This window comes from Aureimonas mangrovi (assembly GCF_014058705.1).
Lineage (GTDB): Bacteria > Pseudomonadota > Alphaproteobacteria > Rhizobiales > Rhizobiaceae > Aureimonas > Aureimonas mangrovi.
This window is the reverse complement of the sequence record NZ_CP059692.1, coordinates 3,172,515-3,191,003: the sequence shown is the minus strand read 5'-3', so window position 1 is coordinate 3,191,003 and position 18,489 is coordinate 3,172,515. Positions and strand designations below refer to the sequence as shown.

Here is an 18,489-nt window from a genome sequence, read left to right as displayed (position 1 = left end):
GTTCGCCTAGTCCAGAGCCACGTTGGCGGCGCTCTCCGGCAACTCCTGACCGAAGGCGCGCTGGTAGAACTCAGCGACAAGCGGGCGCTCGAGATCGTCGCACTTGTTGAGGAAGGTCAGGCGGAAGGCGAAGCCGACATCGCCGAAGATCTCGGCGTTCTCGGCCCAGGTGATGACGGTGCGCGGGCTCATCACCGTGGACAGGTCACCGTTGACGAAGGCGGCGCGAGTGAGGTCTGCGACACGCACCATCTTCGAGACGGTATGCCGTCCTTCCTTGGTGTCGAAATGCTTGGCCTTGGCAAGAACGATGCCGACCTCGTTGTCGTGCGGCAGATAGTTGAGGACGGTGACGATGGACCAGCGGTCCATCTGCGCCTGATTGATCTGCTGCGTGCCGTGATAGAGGCCCGTCGTGTCGCCGAGACCGACCGTGTTGGCGGTGGCGAAGAGGCGGAAGGCCGGATGTGGGCGCACCACGCGGCTCTGGTCGAGCAGCGTCAGGCGGCCTGAGGATTCGAGCACGCGCTGGATCACGAACATGACGTCCGGGCGGCCCGCATCGTACTCGTCGAAGACGAGCGCGACGTTGTTCTGGTAGGCCCAGGGCAGGATGCCGTCGCGGAACTCCGTCACCTGCTTGCCGTCGCGCACGGTGATGGCGTCCTTGCCGACGAGGTCGATGCGGCTGACATGGCTGTCGAGATTGACGCGCACGCAGGGCCAGTTGAGGCGCGCGGCGACCTGCTCGATATGGGTGGACTTGCCGGTGCCGTGGAAGCCGGAAACCATGACGCGGCGGTTGCGGGCGAAGCCCGCGAGGATGGCGAGCGTCGTCTGTTTGTCGAACAGATAGTCCGGGTCGATCTCGGGCACGTGCGCGTCGGGGGCCGAGAAGGCCGGCACCTTCATGTCGCTGTCGATGCCGAAGGTCTCGCGGACCGAAACCATCGTGTCGGGCAGGCCGGCCGTATCCGCTATCGCTTCCGCTGCACTCATCACACCTCCAGGCGGCCGAGGCGCAAGGACCCGGCTCGATTGTCATGCTTCGACGCGGGGAACCTGATGCACGCCCGGCCGGCCGCGCGAACGATGCGCGGCGGTTAACAGAAACCCGACTGTCGCAGCAGCTTGTAGGCCTGGATGACCTCGCGCAGCCGGTCCTCCGACCCGCGATCACCACCGTTGGCGTCGGGATGATATTGCTTCACCAACGCCTTATAGCGCACTCGTATCTTCTCACCACCCGCATTCTCCGGCAGATCGAGCGTCTGAAGCGCCTTCAGCTCGAGCGAACGGGCCTTGCGCGGCGCGCGCTCGGGCCGCTTGTCGCCGGTTTCGCCCTCGAAGAGGTTGTAGGTGTCGCGCGTGTGCCTGCTCCAGCGACGAGGCTTGCCGCTCGGCGCGGAAGACGGCATCGCGCCCGACGAGTTGGACCCCATCTTCCAGGTCGGCCGGTTGCCCGTCAGCGAAGCCTTCAGATAGGCTTGGATGTCCTGGTCTCCAAGGCCGGAGAAGTAGTTGTAGCTCTTGTTGTAGAGCCGCACGTGATCGACGCAGAAATGATAGTAGGCGCCTTCCTGGTCGCGGCCCATCGGCGCCTTGTGGGTGCCGGGCTCCACGCAGTCAGCCCAGGCGCAGACATGCGTCTCGGGCGTGGGAGCGGCGGTCTTGCCCTCCGGCCTTACGCGGATGCGGTCGAAATATTTGCTGTCGAGCTTCATCAGGCGTCGATTATGGGGCTGCGAAAGGGTGCGAACAAGAATTGACAGGCGGGAAAAGCGGTCTCTAGACCGGCTGGAGGCGAGGAGCCTCGCCACCGCTTTTCGAACTGCCGAAAGGGTCGTTTTCATGTCCGTCGAAGCCGCCATCCGCGACAAGCTGCAATCGGCCTTCGCGCCGACGGCTCTCGAAGTGGTCAACGAGAGCCACCTGCATGCCGGCCATCACCACGACACCAGCCACCACGCGCCCTTCGACGGTGCGGGCGAAACCCATTTTCGCGTGCGCCTCGTCTCGCAGGCCTTCGAGGGCAAGAGCCGCCTCGACAGGCATCGCGCGGTGAACGCGGCGCTGTCGGCCGAACTCGCCGCCGGTGTCCATGCGCTGGCCATCGAGGCGAAGGCGCCCGGCGAGCCCTCTCGTCGGTGAGCGCGCGGCGGCAGCGCTATCGCAAGGCGCGGCGGGCGCGCTTTGCGATCGGCATCGGCTTCACCTTCGCGCTCGCCGCGCTGGCGGGGATGACGGACGTCGTCGGCCTCATCCTCGTCGGCCAGTACGTCTCCTTCATGAGCGGCAACACGACGCAGTTCGGCCTCGCGCTGGCGCGCGGTGATGGCGGCGAGATCGTCCTGCTGGCCGCGCTGCTCGCCACCTTCGTCGCGGGGAACGCCTTCGGCGAGATCATCATGCGTTTGACCGGGCGCCGCCATCCGCCGCTGCTTCTGGTCGCAGCGGGGCTGACGGCGGCCCCGCTTGTCGTCGGGCCCCTGCCGTGGAGCATTTTGCCGGCCGTCCTCGGCATGGGGATGCTCAATGCCGGGTTGGAGCAGATCGACGGCCTCTCCTTCTCGGTCACCTTCGTCACCGGTGCGCTGTCGCGCTTCGGGCGTGCCCTCGGCCGGGCCTTGATGGGGGAGCCGGGACGGCGCTGGGGATATCAGATCGTGCCGTGGCTCGGCATGCTGGCTGGTGCGGTGGCGGGCGCGTTCGCCTACGGCGCACTCGGGCGGAACGCACTGGCCGCCGCCGCCCTCTGGGCGCTCGTTCTCGCGCTTCTCATCCATTTCGTGCCGCTGCACTGGCGGCGGCGCTTCGCGCTGCCGGCGCGCGGTCGCGCGGCTCGCTGAATCAGCGTCAGGCGCGTCCTTCGGCGCCGAGGAATTCGAGCACGGCGTCCGGCTCCACATCGCGGGCGATGAACGCCTTGCCGATGCCGCGCGTCAGGATGAAGGTCAGCTGCCCCCGGCTGACCTTCTTGTCCTGCGCGATCTTGTCCATCAGCACCGCCGGGTCGAGCGCGGGACCGTGGATCTGAGCGATGCGCGTCGGCAGGCCCGCGGCGCGCAGATGCGCCTCGATGCGTGCGGCGTCCTCCTCCGGGCAAAGGCCGAGCCGCACGGAGAAGCGATGCGCGAGGGCCATGCCGATCGATACCCCTTCGCCGTGGACGAGGCGGGCCGGATCGTAGGCGACCGCCGATTCCAGCGCATGGCCGAAGGTGTGGCCGAGATTGAGAAGCGCGCGCGCACCGTCCTCGCGCTCGTCACCGGCCACCACCTCGGCCTTGGCCTCGCAGCAGCGCGCGACGGCTTCCGTGCGGGCCGCGTCGCTGCCGGTGAAGATCGCCTCGCGGTTGGTTTCGAGCCACGCGAAGAAGCCGGGCCGGTCGATCAGCCCGTATTTGACGACCTCGGCATAGCCGGCCGCGAATTCGCGCGTGCTCAATGTGTCGAGGACGGCGGTGTCGGCAACGACGAGCGCCGGCTGGTGGAAGACGCCGACGAGGTTCTTGCCGCGCTGCGAGTTGATGCCCGTCTTGCCGCCGACGGAGGAATCGACCTGCGCCAGAAGCGACGTCGGCACCTGCACGAAGCGCATGCCACGCCGCACGATGCCGGCGGCAAAGCCCGCCAGATCCCCGATCACGCCGCCGCCGAGCGCGAGCACCACGTCGCCGCGCTCGAGCTTCGCCTCGATGATGCGATCGACGAGTTCGGTCAGGTGATAGAAGCTCTTCGTCGTTTCTCCGGCCGGCAGAACGATCGGCACCGCCTCGATGCCGACGGTGTCGAACGAGGCGAGGAGCGCGTCCAGATGAAGTGCGGCGACATGCGCATCGCTGACGATGGCGGCGCGAACACGGGGCAGGCGGGCGGCGATCTCCTCGCCCGTCCGCTCCAGAAGGCCCGGTCCGACGAGGATATCGTAGGAGCGCGGCCCGAGATCGACTCGCACGCGGCGCATGGCGCCGGTCTGGCTGGAGGCCGCTTCGCTCATGCCCGCTCTTCCTTTCCGAATGTGCCGTCCGCGAGCGCCGTCACGATCTCCTCGGCGATCACGTCCCGTTTCACGTCGCGCGAATCCACGGTGATCTGCGCCTGCGCGTAGATCGGATAACGCTCGTCCATCAGCTTGCGCATGACGGCGCGCGGATCTGCGGCCTGCAGAAGCGGCCGCCCGGGGCGCCGCCCGACGCGGTCCATCAGGACGTCGAGTTCGGCGCGTAGCCACACGGTGACGGCGCGCTGGCTCAGAACCTCACGCGTCTCCGGCCGCATGTAAGCGCCGCCGCCTGTCGAGATGACGGCCTGGCCGCTTTCGCAGAGCCGCGCGATGACGCGCTGCTCGAGCGCGCGGAACTCGGGCTCGCCATAGGCGGCGAAGAGTTCCGGGACGCTCATGCGGGCCGCCGCCTCGATCTCGTGGTCGCTGTCGAAGAAGGGCAGGCCGAGGCGCCCCGCGACGCGCCGCCCGATGGTCGTCTTGCCCGCGCCCATCAGTCCGACGAGCGCGAGCGAGCGGCCGGCCAGACGCGCGAGCGCCTCACCTTCCACCGTGCGTGTCGCGGGGCCGATCGTCGTCATCGCCGAAGGACAAGTCCATCCTGTTCGCAAAGGGTCTGTGCGGGCAAACAGCAAAGGCTCTGCGGCGTCAAGGCGCGGCGCCGCGCTTGTCGCCCAGCCGCGCGATACGCTACGGGAGGGACACCGCAACCGGCCCGGACCTCGAACGCCATACGATGCCGACCCTCGTCCGCCTCCTCACGGTTCTTGCCCTGGTCGCCGGCCTCGTCGTCGCGGCGATGGCCGCGCTCATCCATTTCGTCGAACCGCGCCAGGGCACGATCGTGCAGTCCGTGCCGCTGGAGGGGCTCGGTCGCCAGCCGATACGCCAGCGCCCGATCGGCCCCGTGCCGGACTGACGCGTTGCGCGAGGCCGAGCTCTTCCTGGAGATGGTCGCGGTGGAGCGAGGGGCCGCGCTCAACACGCTCGCCGCCTATCGCCGGGACCTCGACGATGCGGGGCAGTTCCTTGCCGGCGAAGGCACGACGCTCGCGGGGGCCTCGACGGCGGCGCTGCGCGACTATCTCGCCGATCTCGACCGTCGCGGCTTCGCGCCTGCCAGCCGCTCTCGCCGGCTTTCGGCGCTGCGCCAGTTCTATCGCTTCCTCTATGTCGAGAAGCACCGCGCCGACGATCCGACGACGCCGATCGAGGGCGCCCGCCGCGCCCGCGCGCTTCCCAAGATCATGAGCGAGGACGAGGCCGGGCGGCTTCTCGACCGGGCCGAGGAAGAGGCGGGCGACGCCTCGCTGGAGCCGACGGCGCTCGCCCGTGCCCGCCGGCTGCATGCGTTGGTCGAGCTTCTCTATGCGACGGGCCTGCGCGTTTCCGAACTCGTCGCCCTGCCGCGTTCGGTTCTGCGCGCGCGGGGCGGGGCGATCATCGTGCGCGGCAAGGGCGGCAAGGAGCGCATGGTGCCGATCGGAGAGCGCGCTCGCGATGCGATGGCGGCCTTCGCCGAGGCTGCGCGCGCGGCGCGCAGCGCTCATGGCGGGGCGGAGCCGACCTGGCTGTTTCCGGCGCTGTCCGAAAGCGGGCACATGACGCGGCAGGCCTTCGCGCGCGATCTGAAGGAGCTCGCGGCGCGCGCCGGGCTTTCTCCGACAAAGATTTCGCCCCACGTCCTGCGTCACGCCTTCGCGAGCCACCTTCTGCAGAACGGCGCGGATCTGCGGGCCGTGCAGGAGCTCCTCGGCCATTCCGACATCTCGACCACGCAGATCTACACGCATGTTCTGGAGGAGCGGCTGGTGCGTCTCGTCACCGACCATCACCCGCTGAGCGAGCTTGCGGAGGATTGATCGCCGAACGCCGGTTTCTTGACATCGCGGGGCTGGATCGTCAGTTTGCGCGCCAATCGACGCGGGGCGCCTGCTGCGATCTTTTGCCCTGCCCAAAGGACGGCCTCTGAGCCGCTGACGGATGCACAATTATCTCGACTTCGAAAAGCCCGTCGCCGATCTCGACAGCCAGATCATCGAACTGAAGCGGATCAGCGGGGACGAGGGCTCACTCGACGTCTCCGACGACATCGCCCGCCTCGAGAAGCGCTCCAGGGATGCGCTGATCGACCTCTACAAGAAGCTGAACCCCTGGCAGAAGACGCTCGTCGCGCGCCATCCCGACCGGCCGCATTGCGTCGACTATCTCTCGCGGCTGATCACCGATTTCACGCCGCTGGCGGGCGACCGCTACTTCGCTGAGGATCATGCCGTGATCGCCGGTTTCGGCCGCTTCAACGGCGAGGCGATCGCGGTCATCGGGCAGGAGAAGGGCGCCGACACGCAGACGCGCCTGAAGCACAATTTCGGCATGGCGCGGCCCGAGGGCTACCGCAAGGCCGTGCGCATCATGGAGATGGCGGACCGCTTCGGCATTCCCGTCCTCACGCTCGTTGACACGGCCGGCGCCTATCCGGGCATCGGCGCGGAGGAGCGCGGGCAGGCTGAGGCCATCGCCCGTTCGACCGAGACGTGCCTGCGCCTTTCGGTGCCGCTGGTCTCGCTGGTGATCGGCGAGGGCGGCTCGGGCGGCGCGATCGCGATTGCGGCGGCCAACCGCGTCCTGATGCTCGAGCATGCCATCTATTCGGTGATCTCGCCCGAGGCTGGCGCCTCGATCCTGTGGAGGGACGCTGCGCGCGCTAAGGACGTGGCCCAGGCCATGAAGATCACCGCGCAGGACCTCAAGAGCTTCGGCGTCATCGACACGGTGGTCGAGGAGCCGACCGGTGGCGCGCATCGCGACCCCGAGGCCGCGATCGACGCGGCGGGCCGGGCGGTGAGCGCGGCCTTCGCCGAACTTGCGGGCCTCGACGGGCCGGCGCTGAAACGCGAGCGGCGACAGAAATTCCTCGCCATGGGGCGCGACCTCAAGGTCTGAGCGCGGCCCAGCGGCCACAGGCGCGCGTCTTCTGTCCGCCTTCCCGCATTTTAAGGTTCTCAAGGCGCGGCGATTTTGCCACATTCGCGCGCGAAGTGGTCGCGCGTCGTCGCGGTCCTTTGGAAATTTGCTTTCGATTGGCTGCATGCCGTTAACCGCCGGGAAAGGTTGACGGCGTGAAAAGAGGGGATGGAGGCTGGGCCCTTCGCGAGCTTCGCGGGGCATGGTCTCGACGATGAAAGGTCCGGCACCGCCGGGTTCGACGCATCTCGCCTCCGCGGTTCCGCTGGAGGCATCGAGGGGATCGACCATGTCCGCGAGACGTCTTGGCCTTGCCGCCGTTGCCGCGCTCGGATTGACCGTTCTGGCAGGTTGCCAGCCCGGAACAGGCCTCGAAGATCTGATGGGCGCCAACGCGCCGCTCCCGCCCACGCTGGTTCGAATGATCGGCGAAAAGAACATGGGCGTGAACTCGCCCGTTCTGGTGCGCCTGTTCAAGGAGGAGTCCGAGCTGGAGGTCTGGAAGCAGACGACCGACGGCTCCTACGCGCTCCTGAAGACCTATCCGATGTGCGCCTGGTCCGGAAAGCTCGGGCCCAAGACGGCCGAAGGCGACCGTCAGGCCCCTGAGGGCTTCTACAACATCACGCGCGGCCACCTGAACCCGAACTCGGCGCATCACCTGGCCGTCAACATGGGCTATCCGAACGCCTATGATCAGGCGAACGGCTTTACCGGCTCCAACCTGATGATCCACGGCTCGTGCAACTCCTCGGGTTGCTACGCGATGGACAACCATCAGATCGAGGAGATCTACGCGCTCGCCCGGCACGCCTTCGAGGGTGGCCAGCGCAATTTCCAGATTCAGGCCTATCCGTTCCGCATGACGCCCGAGAACATGGCGCGTCACCGCAACAACGAGCACATGGCCTTCTGGCGCAACCTCAAACAGGGCTACGACCGCTTCGAGCTGTCGAAGCGCCCTGTCTCGACGGCCGTCTGCGAGAAACGCTACGTCTTCGACGCCAAGCTCGAGGACGGAACGACCCTTTCGGCAACCGGTGAGTGCCCGGTCATGGAAGAGCCCGAGGCCGTCGCCGCCCGCCGCATCGCCGATGAGGCCAAGGAAGCGGAACTCATCGCACAGATGAAGCCGAGCGACTTTGCGGTCGCGTCTTCATTCTCCTACCGCACTGGCGATCCGATCACGGCCGAGGCCTATGCGCGCGAGCAGAACCGCCGCGTCGGCTACGACCGGCTGGGCAACAAGGTCGACGCTCAGACCTCGGTGTTCCGGTCGCTCCTTGGTCCCCGGTAGGGAAGACTGCGCGGCACTGCGATCTTTGGCCTGTCCGCGTCGCCGGCTGCTGAGCGGTTCTGTCTTTCACTCTACGCTGACGGCTGCGCTCCAGGTCGGCCGTATCACCGGTCAATTCGCCGGCTAGAGTCGCGACGCGCTCGCACGCGACTTTAGGCCCCCGCGCTCGTTCGGTGCCGTTCATGGTCTTACGAACGCGGCTGTGCATTGCGACCCTTCGCATCCTCGCTTGGTCGAGGTCTGCGCTTCCCGAACATTGCGGCTCCGCCGCACGCGGTGTCGAGCTTGTGTCGAATGCCCCGGACATGCGGGCGCATCGAACTCAAGGATCTGATGACAGCGCAGTGCTCGCAACGGCCTGCATGATCGCCCTGAGGCTATGCCTGCGGCGCGGCTGAAGCCGGATCTCAGGCGCTCAGGTGCTCGACGAGGATCGTGGCGCCGATCGCGATCAGCGCCAGACCGCCGACGATCTCGGCGTAGCGGCCGAAGCGCGCGCCGATGAGGCGGCCGGCCAGCATGCCGCCGGTCGACATCAGCATGGTGGCAAGGCCGATCGCCGCGGCGATGACGAGGATGTTGACGTCGAGGAAGGCGAGCGACACGCCGACGGCCATCGCGTCGAGACTGGTGCCGACAGCGGTCGCGACCAGGAGCCAGGCCGAGCGGTTCGGCGCCGGGGCGTCTTCCTCCGCAGCCCGTGTCAGAGCGTGGAAGACCATGCGCCCGCCGACCGCGCCCAGAAGCCCGAAGGCGATCCAGTGATCGACCTGCGCGATATAGGCCGATGCGGCAACGCCCGCGGCCCAGCCGATCAGCGGCGTGATGGCCTCGACGACGCCAAACACCATGCCGGTGCGCACCGCCTCCACGACTGAAGGCCGCTTCAGCGCGGCGCCTCTGCTGGTCGAGGCGATCAGCGCGTCGACGGACATGCCTAAGGCGAGGATGACAATCGAAAGCGGAGACATGGCGGGCACCTGCAGAGCGTGTGAGCGGGCCGCCCATGACGGGCGGTGCACGGTCTTGTCAGGCCGAATCCTTCGGCTGGGCCGGCCACGCGCATTTGCGCGAGCATGTTGACCGACCCCTGCAACTTGCAGCGACTACTCCCCGATACGAAGTCTTCTACAATCCGCCGAGGAGAAGTCAATCGAATATTAAAGTCGAACAATTCCATTATTTTTATATTGTCATGTATTCAAAATGTAGTCTCGGCTTAATTTGATGTCTTCTGCGAAGACGTAGTGACGGATGCATGACGGTGTCGTCTGGCGTGGAACGGCCCTGTCGCCAGGCCGTTGAGGCGGATAGCAATGGGAGGATCCGCCATGCTGAAGGACAAAACGTCGTCGGCCATCGTCGCGGTGAGCGATATCGACCGCGCCCGCAGCTTCTACGGCGACACGCTCGGACTGACCCTCGCGGAGGAAGGCGAGGAAGGTGTCCTCGTCTTCAACACCGGCGTGACGACGCTCGTGGTCTATGTCTCGGCCGAGGCCGGAACCAACCGGGCCAATTCGGTCGTCTGGGACTGCGGCGAGGAGATCGATGCGATCGTCGCAGACCTGAAGGGCAAGGGCGTCGCGTTCGAGCACTACACCGACATGGATGGGGTGACGCTTCAGGGCGACATCCATGTGGCCGGCGACATGAAGATGGTGTGGTTCAAGGACCCGGACGGCAACATCCTGCATCTGAACAAGATGTAGGCGCAGCTATCCGCGCTCGGCGAAGTGCTGCCGGGCGTCCACGATGGCGCCGTGGTTCTCATCGGCCCAATTCACCAGCGCCTCCAGCGGGCCCAGGAAGGAACGCCCGAGAGGGGTGAGCTCGTAGTCGACGCGCGGGGGCACCTGCGCGAAGACGGTGCGTTTCACCAGTCCGTCCTGCTCGAGACGACGCAGCGTGCGCGAAAGCATCTGCCGCGAGATGTCGTCGATCTCGCGGGCGAGTTCGCTGAAGCGCTTCGTTCCGCCGCCGAGCGCACCGAGGACAAGGAAGGTCCACTGATCGCCGATCCGGTCGAGAACGTCGCGGATCGGGCACGGCTGCTCGAAATGGCGCCCGGAAAGCGAAGAGAAGGGGGCGGCGGCAACTTGCGACATCATCATCCAGATCTTCGGTCAGCAGCGCGTGACCGTGTCACCCAGCGATGCCGTCTTGCGAGGGGCCGACGGTGCCGGCTAGCTAGGTCTGTAAGATAGACCATGTCTGCATCGCAGACCAAATGGAGATGAGCAGATGGCGAAAATCGCTCTCATTGGCGCATCCGGCAATGTCGGCCGCCGTATCCTGCAGGAACTGTCCGGCCGGGGCCATCAGGTGACCGCGATCGCGCGCAACGTCGACAAAATCCCCGAACTGCCGGGCGTGACGAAGGCCGCTGGCGATCTGGACGACCGTGAGGGTATCGTCGCACTCCTGCGCGGCCACGATGTCGCCGTCAGCGCGGTGCGCTTCGCAGACATCAGCGCGTCGCGGCTCGTTTCCATCGTGAAGGAAGCAGGCGTCGGGCGCTACCTCGTCGTCGGCGGTGCGGGCAGCCTCGAGGTCGCGCCGGGCAAGCGGCTTGTCGACCAGCCGGACTTTCCTGCCGCCTACCACGCCGAAGCGAGCGCCGGCACAGCCTTCCTCGACCACCTCAAAACCGTCGACGATCTCGACTGGACTTTCCTGTCGCCGGCCGCGCTCTTCGTGCCGGGCGAGCGGACAGGCCAGTTCCGCCTCGGCGGCGACGAACTCATGGCCGATGCGAACGGCAACTCGCAGATTTCGTATGAAGACTATGCGATCGCGATTGCCGACGAGATCGAGCGGCCCGCCCACAGCCGCAAGCGCTTCTCGGTCGCCTACTGATCAAGAGACACGAAAAAGGCCGCCGGAGCGATCCGGCGGCCTTTTTTTGGGCTCAAGCCTCGGCGAAGGCGCCGTGGCAGTGCTTGAACTTCTTGCCCGAGCCGCAGGGGCACGCCTCGTTGCGGGCCACGGCGCCCCAGGTCGCGGGGTTCTGCGGGTCGCGGTCGGTCGGCCGCGTGTGGAAGATCGAAGCGGCGCGCGGCTCGGCCGGCTGACCGCCTATTTCGTCCTCGCCCGTTGTCGCATCCACGTGGTGCGCCTGCATCTGGGGCGGCGCAGGCTGCTCCTGCTGGTCGGGCCGCACGATCTCGACGCGCGAAAGCTGCGAAGTGACGCGCTCGCGGAGGTTCTCCAGCATCGACTGGAAGAGCTCGAAGGATTCCGACTTGTACTCGTTCAGCGGGTCGCGCTGCGCATAGCCGCGGAAACCCACCACCGAGCGCAGATGGTCGAGATTGACCAGATGCTCGCGCCAGAGCGCATCGAGCGTCTGCAGGACGACCGAACGCTGGACATAGGCCGAGACCTCGGGGCCGAAGCGCTCGCGCTTCTCGGCCGCTGCCTTGTCGGCCGCTTCGTTGAGGCGCTGGCGAATATCGGTGTCGTCGATGCCCTCTTCATCGGCCCAGGCCACGACGGGCAGATCGAGATTGAGGATTTCGCGCACGTCCTCTTGCAGGGCCTGCGACTCCCACTGCTCGGGATAGGCGTTCTCCGGGATGCGGCGGGCGACGAGCGCCTCCACCGTCTCGGTGCGCATGTCGTCGATTTCGTCGTCGAGCGCCGTCGCGTCCATCAGCTCGATGCGCTGCTCGAAGATGACCTTGCGCTGGTCGTTCATCACGTCGTCGTATTTGAGCAGGTTCTTGCGGATGTCGAAGTTGCGCGCCTCGACCTTCTTCTGCGCCTTCTCCAGCGCCTTGTTGATCCACGGGTGGACGATCGCCTCGTCTTCCTTGAGGCCGAGGCGCGTGAGCATCGTGTCCATGCGTTCGGACCCGAAGATCCGCATCAGATCGTCCTGGAGCGACAGGTAGAACTTGGACCGGCCCGGATCGCCCTGGCGGCCGGAGCGGCCGCGAAGCTGGTTGTCGATGCGCCGCGATTCATGGCGCTCGGTGGCGAGGACATAGAGGCCGCCGGCCGCCAGGGCTTCAGCCTTCAGCCGGGCGACGTCGGCCTTGATCTCCTCGATCTTCGCCTCGCGCTCCGGACCTTCCGGCACGTCCTTCAGCTCGTGTTCGATGCGCATGTCGAGATTGCCGCCGAGCTGGATGTCGGTGCCGCGTCCGGCCATGTTGGTGGCGATCGTCACGGCGCCGGGCTTGCCGGCCTGGGAGACGATGTAGGCCTCCTGCTCGTGATAGCGCGCGTTCAGAACCTGGAAGTCCGTCATGCCTTCCTTGCGCAGGCGCTCGGCGAGATATTCGGACTTCTCGATCGACGTCGTGCCGACGAGGATCGGCTGGCCACGCTTCTTGGCATCCGCGATCTCGGCGGCGATCGCCTTGAACTTCTCCTCGACGGTCCGGTAGACTTCGTCATCCTCGTCTTTGCGCTGCACGGGAAGATTGGTCGGGATCTCGATGACGTCGAGCTTGTAGATGTCGCCGAATTCGGCCGCCTCGGTAGAGGCGGTGCCGGTCATTCCGGCGAGGCGCTTGTACATGCGGAAGTAGTTCTGGAACGTGATCGAGGCCAGCGTCTGGTTCTCGGGCTGGATCGTCACGTTCTCCTTGGCCTCGAGCGCCTGATGGAGGCCTTCGGAGAAGCGACGCCCCGGCATCATGCGGCCGGTGAACTCGTCGATGATGACGATCTCGTCGTTGCGGACGATGTAGTCCTTGTCGCGCTGGAAGAGCGTGTGGGCCTTCAGCGCGTTGTTGACGTGGTGGACGATCGCCACGTTCTCGATGTCGTACAGAGACTCGCCCTGCAGATGGCCGGCGGCCTTCAGAAGGCCCTCCAGCTTCTCCGTGCCGTCTTCCGTGAAGGAGACCTGGCGCTGCTTCTCGTCGACCTCGTAGTCTTCCTTGTCGAGCTGCGGGATGAACGCGTCGATGGTCTTGTAAAGGTCCGAACGGTCGTCGAGCGGGCCGGAAATGATGAGCGGCGTGCGCGCCTCATCGATGAGGATGGAGTCCACCTCGTCGATGATCGCGAAGTGGTGGCCGCGCTGGACCATCTGGCCGCGCTCATACTTCATGTTGTCGCGCAGGTAGTCGAAGCCGAGCTCGTTGTTCGTCGCGTAGGTGATGTCGCAGGCATAGGCCTCGCGGCGCTGCTGGTCGGACAGGCCATGGGTGATGACGCCGACGGTGAGGCCGAGGAAGTTGTAGACCTTCGCCATCCAGGCGGAATCGCGCGTCGCGAGATAGTCGTTGACCGTGACGACGTGGACGCCCTTGCCGGCGAGCGCGTTCAGATAGACGGGCAGGGTGGCCACGAGAGTCTTGCCCTCGCCGGTGCGCATTTCAGCGATGGCGCCGCCCACCAGCACCATGCCGCCGATCAACTGAACGTCGAAGTGGCGCATGCCGAGCGCGCGCTTGGCGCCCTCGCGCACATTGGCAAAGGCCGGGACGAGGAGATCCTCCACCGGCTTGCCGGCGGCGATCTCGTCCTTCATCCGTTGGGTGTTTGCGCGCAGCTCCTCGTCGGAGAGCGCCGCATACTCTTCTTCCAGCGCATTGATCTTCTTTACGGTGGCATCGTAGCGCTTGACCACTCGCGAGTTCGACGAACCGAACAACTTGGCTGCGAGGCCGCCGAGACTGACCATCGATGGGTCCTTCCGCTAGAAGATCACGGGCACGACCGGAGGGTCGGCTCTTCGCCCGCCGCGCCCGGCGGGTTCGGTTTCGACCCTGTGAAACTGACCGGATGCGGCTGGACTTTCGGAACGGGCGAGAGATAAGAGGGCCCCCATGCGATGTCAACGCCGCCCCGTCGGCTCCGGCAAGGCGGGAACGCGTGGGCCTCCTGCGTCCTTTTAGGGCTGGAGAACCATCGACTTGACCGTTTTAAGGACGACTGCATGACCCTTCAGCCCCTCGCGCGTGCCTGCGCCGGCGCCCTGCTCCTTTCTTCCGTGGCCTGGCCCGCGCTCGCGCAGGACGCCGCGCCCGCGCAGACGCCGGCCGTCGAGGCCCCTGCCGCGGAGACACCTGAGGGAGCCGCGCCTGCGGCCGAGGCGCCCGCCGAGGCCCCGGCGCCGGAGACCGTCGTCGCGCGCGTCGGCACCTCCGAGATCACCGAAAGCGACATCGCGGCGGCGGCCGCCGATCTCGGTCCCCAGTTCGGCCAACTCCCGCCCGAGCAGCGCCGCATCGCGATCCTCGCAGCGCTTATCGACATCCGCTCGCTGAGCCTGGAGGCCGCCGAGGCCGGGCTCGATCAGGACCCGATGGTCGAGCGTCGCGTCGCCTTTCTGCGCGACCGGGCTCTCCACAACGCCTATTTCGAGCGCGAGGGCGTCGACGCCATCACCGACGATGAGCTTCGCGCCCGCTACGAGCAGGAGATCGCGGCGCTCGAGCCGGTCGAGGAGATTCATGCCCGCCATATCCTGCTCGAGACCGAGGAGGAGGCGCGCGAGGTGATCGCCGAGCTCGACGGCGGAGCCGATTTCGAGGCGATCGCGACCGAGCGCTCCAACGACCCCGGCTCCGGCCAGCAGGGAGGCGATCTCGGCTTCTTCCGCGCCGGTCAGATGGTCCCGGCCTTCGAGGAAGCCGCCTTCGAACTCGAGCCCGGCAGCTACACGGAAGAGCCGGTCGAGACGCAGTTCGGCTGGCACGTCATCCAGCTCGTCGAGAAGCGTGAATCCCAGCCGCCCGCCTTCGAGGACGTGCGCGAGGAGGTCATGCAGATCGTCATGCGCGAGAAATACATCGAGGTCGTGCAGGCGGCCCGCGCCGATCTGGAGGTCGAGTATGTCGACCCGGCCGTGCAGGCGCAGATCGAGGCGATGGAGGCGATGATGTCCGGCGAGCCGGAAGCGGCCGAGGACGCCGCTGCCGACGAGGCCGCTCCCGCGCCAGCCGAGGCCGCGCCCGACGGCGAGGCGCCGGCCGAGCAGCCTGCGCAGTAAGGCGCGACATGTTCCGGCGGCGGGCTCGAAAGGGCCCGCCGTTTTCGCGTTCGTCAACAGCACCCAAGCCAAGGCCGCATCCCGACATGAGCGCTGCAATCTCGCCCCTCGCGCCCCGGACCTATCCCGAACTCTCGCCGATCGACGGTGTCGCGATCGCCACGGCCGAGGCCGGCATCAAGTACCGGAACCGCACCGACCTCCTTCTCGTCACGCTGGACGAGGGCACGTCGGTTGCGGGCGTCTTCACGACCTCGAAATGCCCGTCGGCGCCGGTCGACTTCTGCCGCGAGAGTTTGAGGGGCGGGCGTGCGCGCGCCGTGGTCGTCAACTCCGGAAACGCCAATGCCTTCACCGGCAGGAAGGGCCGCGAGACGACGCGGCTGACGGCCGAGGCGGCAGCGGCGGCGGTCGGCTGCCGGACGAGCGAGGTCTTCCTCGCCTCGACCGGCGTCATCGGCGAGCCGCTCGACGCTGCCCGGTTCTCCGGCCTTCTAGCGGGAATGGCGCAAAGGGCCGAGCCGGCGTTGTGGCGCGAGGCCGCCGAGGCGATCATGACGACCGACACCTTTCCGAAGGTCGCGACGCGCCAAGCCGAGGTCGCGGGCACGGCCGTGCGCATCAACGGCATCGCCAAGGGCGCCGGCATGATCGCGCCGGATATGGCCACGATGCTCTCCTTCGTCGCGACGGATGCGGCCATCGCCCCTGCCGCGCTGCAGGCCCTGTTGGCGAAAGCGACCGCGCCGTCCTTCAATTCCGTGACGGTCGACAGCGACACCTCGACCTCCGACACCCTGCTCCTCTTCGCCACCGGCAAGGCTGGTAACGAGGAGATCACGGATGCGGCCGATCCGCGTCTTGCGGGCTTCGCCGACGCCCTCGACGAAGTGCTCCTCGATCTCGCGCGGCAGGTGGCGCGTGACGGCGAAGGCGCGCGCAAGGAAATCCAGGTGACGGTGGAGGGCGCCGAGAATGACGCGTCCGCCAAGCGCATCGCCATGTCGATCGCCAATTCGCCGTTGGTGAAGACGGCCGTCGCTGGCGAAGACGCCAATTGGGGCCGCGTCGTCATGGCCGTCGGCAAGGCGGGCGAGCCCGCCGACCGCGACCGCCTGGCCATCTGGTTCGGGGATGTGCGCGTGGCCGTGGACGGCGAGCGCGACCCGGCCTACTCGGAGGCCGAGGCTTCCGCGGCAATGAAGGCCGACGAAATCGCGATCCGGGTGTCGCTCGGGCTCGGCTCGGGACGCTGGACGGTCTATGCCTGCGACCTGACCAAGGAGTACGTCGCGATCAATGGAGACTATCGAAGCTGAGAGGCTGCGCCAGTTCGCGATCGTCCGACGCCTGGAGGCGGCCGGCTTTCGCGCCTGGCCGGCTCAGTCGACTGTCTATGACGGCACGTGGGCGGTGCGGATCACGCCGAGCTTTCCGGCCAAGCGGCTGAACTCGGTCAATCCGCTCGATCCGGGCGACAGGAGCGACATTCCCGCGCGCATCGACAGGGCGCGGAAACGCTTTGCGCAAGCCGGCCGGCCGCTGATCTTCCGTCAGTCGCCGCTGGCGCCACCCGAACTCGTCGCCGAACTCGATGCGCAGGGCTGGTCGCGCGAGGCGGAATCGATTGTCTTCACGGCTGACCTGACGGCGCTCGATTTGTCCGACGCGATCGACCGCATCCCGATCCGCGACGGCGAGCGCTATCTGGAAGCGAGCCTTGTCGTGCACGAACGCCCGGCCGAGATGCGGGCGGGGCTGTGGGAGGTTCTCTCCTCGATCCGCCCCGCGGCCGCATTCTTCGTGCAGGAGAACCGTCGCGGCCTCGCGATCGCGACGGCGCTCGCCATCACCGACAACGATCTCGCCGGCATCCTCGATGTCGCGGTGACGCCGTCCATGCGCCGCAAGGGCGTGGCGCGCGACATGATCCGCACGGCGCTGCGCCATACGCTCCATCGTGGCGCGCGCACCGGCTGGCTTCAGGTGGAGGCGGTGAACGAGGGCGGCCTCGCGCTCTATCGCGGGCTCGGGTTCACCGAGGCCTATCGCTACGTCTACCGAATGCCGCCCGGCGGCGGTTGATCGCAAACCTCTCTGCCGCTTATCTGACCTGAGTGGTCAGGGCGCGCTTCGTCGATCTGTGAAAGGCTTCCTGCTTGATACCTTTGTCGTTTCCGCATCGTCGCCGCTGAAGGTAGGCTCCGGTGACCGGCATTTCGCCGGCTGGCACTCCTCGTCGAATTCTATGGGGACCGTCTCCTGCCGGTGGAAGTCGCGGTGGGGAAGCTCTCCGGAGTCCTGTTCGACATTGCTGCCAGCGCCGGTCACGCGCCGGCCTGGGCGGACACGCAGATCGCCGCGATCGCCCGTGCCCACGACCTTAAGCTCCTTACTCGCAACGCGAAGAATTTCCAGGCGATGGGCGTCGATGTCCTCGATCCTTTCGTTCCCGGTGCTCTCCTCTGAATAGCAAGGTTTCCATGCCCCATCCCATCCTTCTCGTCGCGGCCTGCGCGCTTCTTGACGCCGACGGCCGTGTGCTTCTGGCGCAGCGGCCGGAGGGGAAGTCGCTGGCCGGCCTGTGGGAGTTCCCGGGCGGCAAGGTGGAGCCGGGCGAGACGCCGGAGGAGACGCTGATCCGCGAACTCGACGAGGAAATCGGCATCACCACGAAGGTCGATTGCCTCGCGCCGCTCACCTTCGCGAGCCACACCTACGAGGACTTTCACCTCCTGATGCCGCTCTATGTCTGCCGGCGCTACGAGGGTATTGCACAGGGGCGCGAAGGGCAGAGGGTGAAATGGGTCAAGCGGCGCGAACTGCGCGACTACCCGATGCCGCCTGCCGACATTCCGCTGATCCCGCATCTCGTCGATCTCTTCTGACCGAAGGCAGGCGCTTTTAATCGAATCTTACCGATCGCGCGCCATTCTCGCGCCCGGACGAGCTTTGCACCGGACGGAAAGAGACGATGGCGGCACGCGAGACGAGGCAGGACAGCGGAACGATGGCGCTGCGGGAACTGCGCCGCGCTCTCCTGCGCGCCTCTGTGATCTTCGGCTCGCTCGCTCTCGTCTTCGTCATGGCGATTACCAACGGCTTCGAGCACCGCTCGGCCCGCATGGCCGAGGCAGGCATCGATGAGATGATGACGGGCTCCATCGACACGGGCGCTGAGCGATACACGGTGAGCCGGTCGGTTCTTCAGGCGCCGGGTGCCGGGCCCTGCCTCTACTTCCCGGACGGATCGCGCCGCGGCGCCTGCTGA

The 18,489-nt window shown here is 66.9% G+C and carries 21 protein-coding genes; 14 read left to right on the top strand and 7 right to left on the bottom strand.

Annotated elements, in window-relative coordinates:
• Positions 1 to 6: 6 nt before the first annotated feature.
• Entirely contained in the window at positions 7 to 999 is a 993-nt protein-coding gene (gene cobS, locus H1343_RS15395) for a cobaltochelatase subunit CobS (protein WP_185983713.1), read from the bottom strand.
• Positions 1,000 to 1,103: 104 nt separating this feature from the next.
• Positions 1,104 to 1,724, bottom strand: a complete 621-nt coding sequence (locus tag H1343_RS15390; protein ID WP_185983712.1) for a J domain-containing protein — start codon at positions 1,722 to 1,724, stop codon at positions 1,104 to 1,106.
• Between the two features lie 127 nt (positions 1,725 to 1,851).
• Here H1343_RS15390 and H1343_RS15385 point away from each other — a divergent pair, with 127 nt between their 5' ends.
• Positions 1,852 to 2,151 carry a BolA family protein gene (locus H1343_RS15385; protein WP_185983711.1) on the top strand — a complete coding sequence of 100 codons (300 nt, stop codon included), beginning with the start codon at positions 1,852 to 1,854 and terminating at the stop codon, positions 2,149 to 2,151.
• Positions 2,148 to 2,849: a YoaK family protein gene (locus H1343_RS15380; RefSeq protein WP_185983710.1), complete on the top strand. Its 702-nt coding sequence runs from the start codon at positions 2,148 to 2,150 to the stop codon at positions 2,847 to 2,849. The genes H1343_RS15385 and H1343_RS15380 overlap by 4 nt, the downstream gene beginning before the upstream one ends.
• A gap of 7 nt (positions 2,850 to 2,856) precedes the next feature.
• Here H1343_RS15380 and aroB read toward each other — a convergent pair whose 3' ends face one another.
• Both aroB and H1343_RS15370 read right to left on the bottom strand, forming a co-directional pair.
• A complete protein-coding gene (gene aroB / locus H1343_RS15375) occupies positions 2,857 to 3,999 on the bottom strand; it encodes a 3-dehydroquinate synthase (protein ID WP_185983709.1) in 1,143 nt (380 codons plus the stop codon).
• Entirely contained in the window at positions 3,996 to 4,586 is a 591-nt protein-coding gene (locus H1343_RS15370) for a shikimate kinase (protein WP_185983708.1), read from the bottom strand. The genes aroB and H1343_RS15370 overlap by 4 nt, the downstream gene beginning before the upstream one ends.
• A gap of 155 nt (positions 4,587 to 4,741) precedes the next feature.
• On the opposite strand from H1343_RS15370, the gene H1343_RS15365 reads away from it, so the two are divergent.
• The 4 genes from H1343_RS15365 to H1343_RS15350 all read left to right on the top strand — a co-directional run bounded on the left by H1343_RS15365 (position 4,742) and on the right by H1343_RS15350 (position 8,266).
• Complete coding sequence (locus tag H1343_RS15365; protein ID WP_185983707.1) at positions 4,742 to 4,924, top strand: histidine kinase; 183 nt, start codon at positions 4,742 to 4,744, stop codon at positions 4,922 to 4,924.
• Between the two features lie 31 nt (positions 4,925 to 4,955).
• Entirely contained in the window at positions 4,956 to 5,867 is a 912-nt protein-coding gene (locus H1343_RS15360) for a site-specific tyrosine recombinase XerD (protein ID WP_185985703.1), read from the top strand.
• 121 nt (positions 5,868 to 5,988) lie between these two features.
• The gene (locus H1343_RS15355; RefSeq protein WP_185983706.1) at positions 5,989 to 6,948 is read left to right on the top strand and encodes an acetyl-CoA carboxylase carboxyltransferase subunit alpha; all 960 of its coding nucleotides are present in this window, start codon (positions 5,989 to 5,991) and stop codon (positions 6,946 to 6,948) included.
• 310 nt (positions 6,949 to 7,258) lie between these two features.
• On the top strand, positions 7,259 to 8,266 hold the full coding sequence (locus tag H1343_RS15350; RefSeq protein WP_185983705.1) for a L,D-transpeptidase family protein: 1,008 nt from the start codon (positions 7,259 to 7,261) through the stop codon (positions 8,264 to 8,266).
• A gap of 407 nt (positions 8,267 to 8,673) precedes the next feature.
• On the opposite strand, the gene H1343_RS15345 is transcribed toward H1343_RS15350, so the two are convergent.
• Complete coding sequence (locus H1343_RS15345; protein ID WP_185983704.1) at positions 8,674 to 9,237, bottom strand: manganese efflux pump MntP; 564 nt, start codon at positions 9,235 to 9,237, stop codon at positions 8,674 to 8,676.
• Between the two features lie 360 nt (positions 9,238 to 9,597).
• Here H1343_RS15345 and H1343_RS15340 point away from each other — a divergent pair, with 360 nt between their 5' ends.
• Positions 9,598 to 9,978, top strand: a complete 381-nt coding sequence (locus H1343_RS15340; RefSeq protein WP_185983703.1) for a VOC family protein — start codon at positions 9,598 to 9,600, stop codon at positions 9,976 to 9,978.
• 6 nt (positions 9,979 to 9,984) lie between these two features.
• On the opposite strand, the gene H1343_RS15335 is transcribed toward H1343_RS15340, so the two are convergent.
• Positions 9,985 to 10,374, bottom strand: coding sequence for a winged helix-turn-helix transcriptional regulator (locus H1343_RS15335; protein WP_185985702.1), 390 nt, complete (start codon positions 10,372 to 10,374; stop codon positions 9,985 to 9,987).
• A gap of 136 nt (positions 10,375 to 10,510) precedes the next feature.
• On the opposite strand from H1343_RS15335, the gene H1343_RS15330 reads away from it, so the two are divergent.
• On the top strand, positions 10,511 to 11,125 hold the full coding sequence (locus H1343_RS15330) for an NAD(P)-dependent oxidoreductase (RefSeq protein WP_185983702.1): 615 nt from the start codon (positions 10,511 to 10,513) through the stop codon (positions 11,123 to 11,125).
• A 52-nt stretch (positions 11,126 to 11,177) separates the two neighbouring features.
• Here H1343_RS15330 and secA read toward each other — a convergent pair whose 3' ends face one another.
• On the bottom strand, positions 11,178 to 13,907 hold the full coding sequence (gene secA / locus H1343_RS15325; RefSeq protein WP_185983701.1) for a preprotein translocase subunit SecA: 2,730 nt from the start codon (positions 13,905 to 13,907) through the stop codon (positions 11,178 to 11,180).
• Positions 13,908 to 14,162: 255 nt separating this feature from the next.
• On the opposite strand from secA, the gene H1343_RS15320 reads away from it, so the two are divergent.
• The 6 genes from H1343_RS15320 to H1343_RS15295 all read left to right on the top strand — a co-directional run bounded on the left by H1343_RS15320 (position 14,163) and on the right by H1343_RS15295 (position 18,489).
• A complete protein-coding gene (locus H1343_RS15320; protein ID WP_185983700.1) occupies positions 14,163 to 15,218 on the top strand; it encodes a peptidylprolyl isomerase in 1,056 nt (351 codons plus the stop codon).
• 86 nt (positions 15,219 to 15,304) lie between these two features.
• On the top strand, positions 15,305 to 16,537 hold the full coding sequence (gene argJ, locus H1343_RS15315) for a bifunctional glutamate N-acetyltransferase/amino-acid acetyltransferase ArgJ (RefSeq protein ID WP_185983699.1): 1,233 nt from the start codon (positions 15,305 to 15,307) through the stop codon (positions 16,535 to 16,537).
• The gene (locus H1343_RS15310) at positions 16,518 to 17,303 is read left to right on the top strand and encodes a GNAT family N-acetyltransferase (RefSeq protein WP_185983698.1); all 786 of its coding nucleotides are present in this window, start codon (positions 16,518 to 16,520) and stop codon (positions 17,301 to 17,303) included. Before argJ ends, H1343_RS15310 begins: the two co-directional genes overlap by 20 nt.
• A gap of 195 nt (positions 17,304 to 17,498) precedes the next feature.
• Positions 17,499 to 17,687 (top strand): PIN domain-containing protein, encoded by a 189-nt coding sequence (locus H1343_RS15305; RefSeq protein WP_185983697.1) that lies wholly within the window; start codon positions 17,499 to 17,501, stop codon positions 17,685 to 17,687.
• Between the two features lie 14 nt (positions 17,688 to 17,701).
• Positions 17,702 to 18,106 carry an 8-oxo-dGTP diphosphatase MutT gene (gene mutT, locus H1343_RS15300; protein WP_185983696.1) on the top strand — a complete coding sequence of 135 codons (405 nt, stop codon included), beginning with the start codon at positions 17,702 to 17,704 and terminating at the stop codon, positions 18,104 to 18,106.
• An 86-nt stretch (positions 18,107 to 18,192) separates the two neighbouring features.
• Entirely contained in the window at positions 18,193 to 18,489 is a 297-nt protein-coding gene (locus tag H1343_RS15295) for a hypothetical protein (RefSeq protein ID WP_185983695.1), read from the top strand.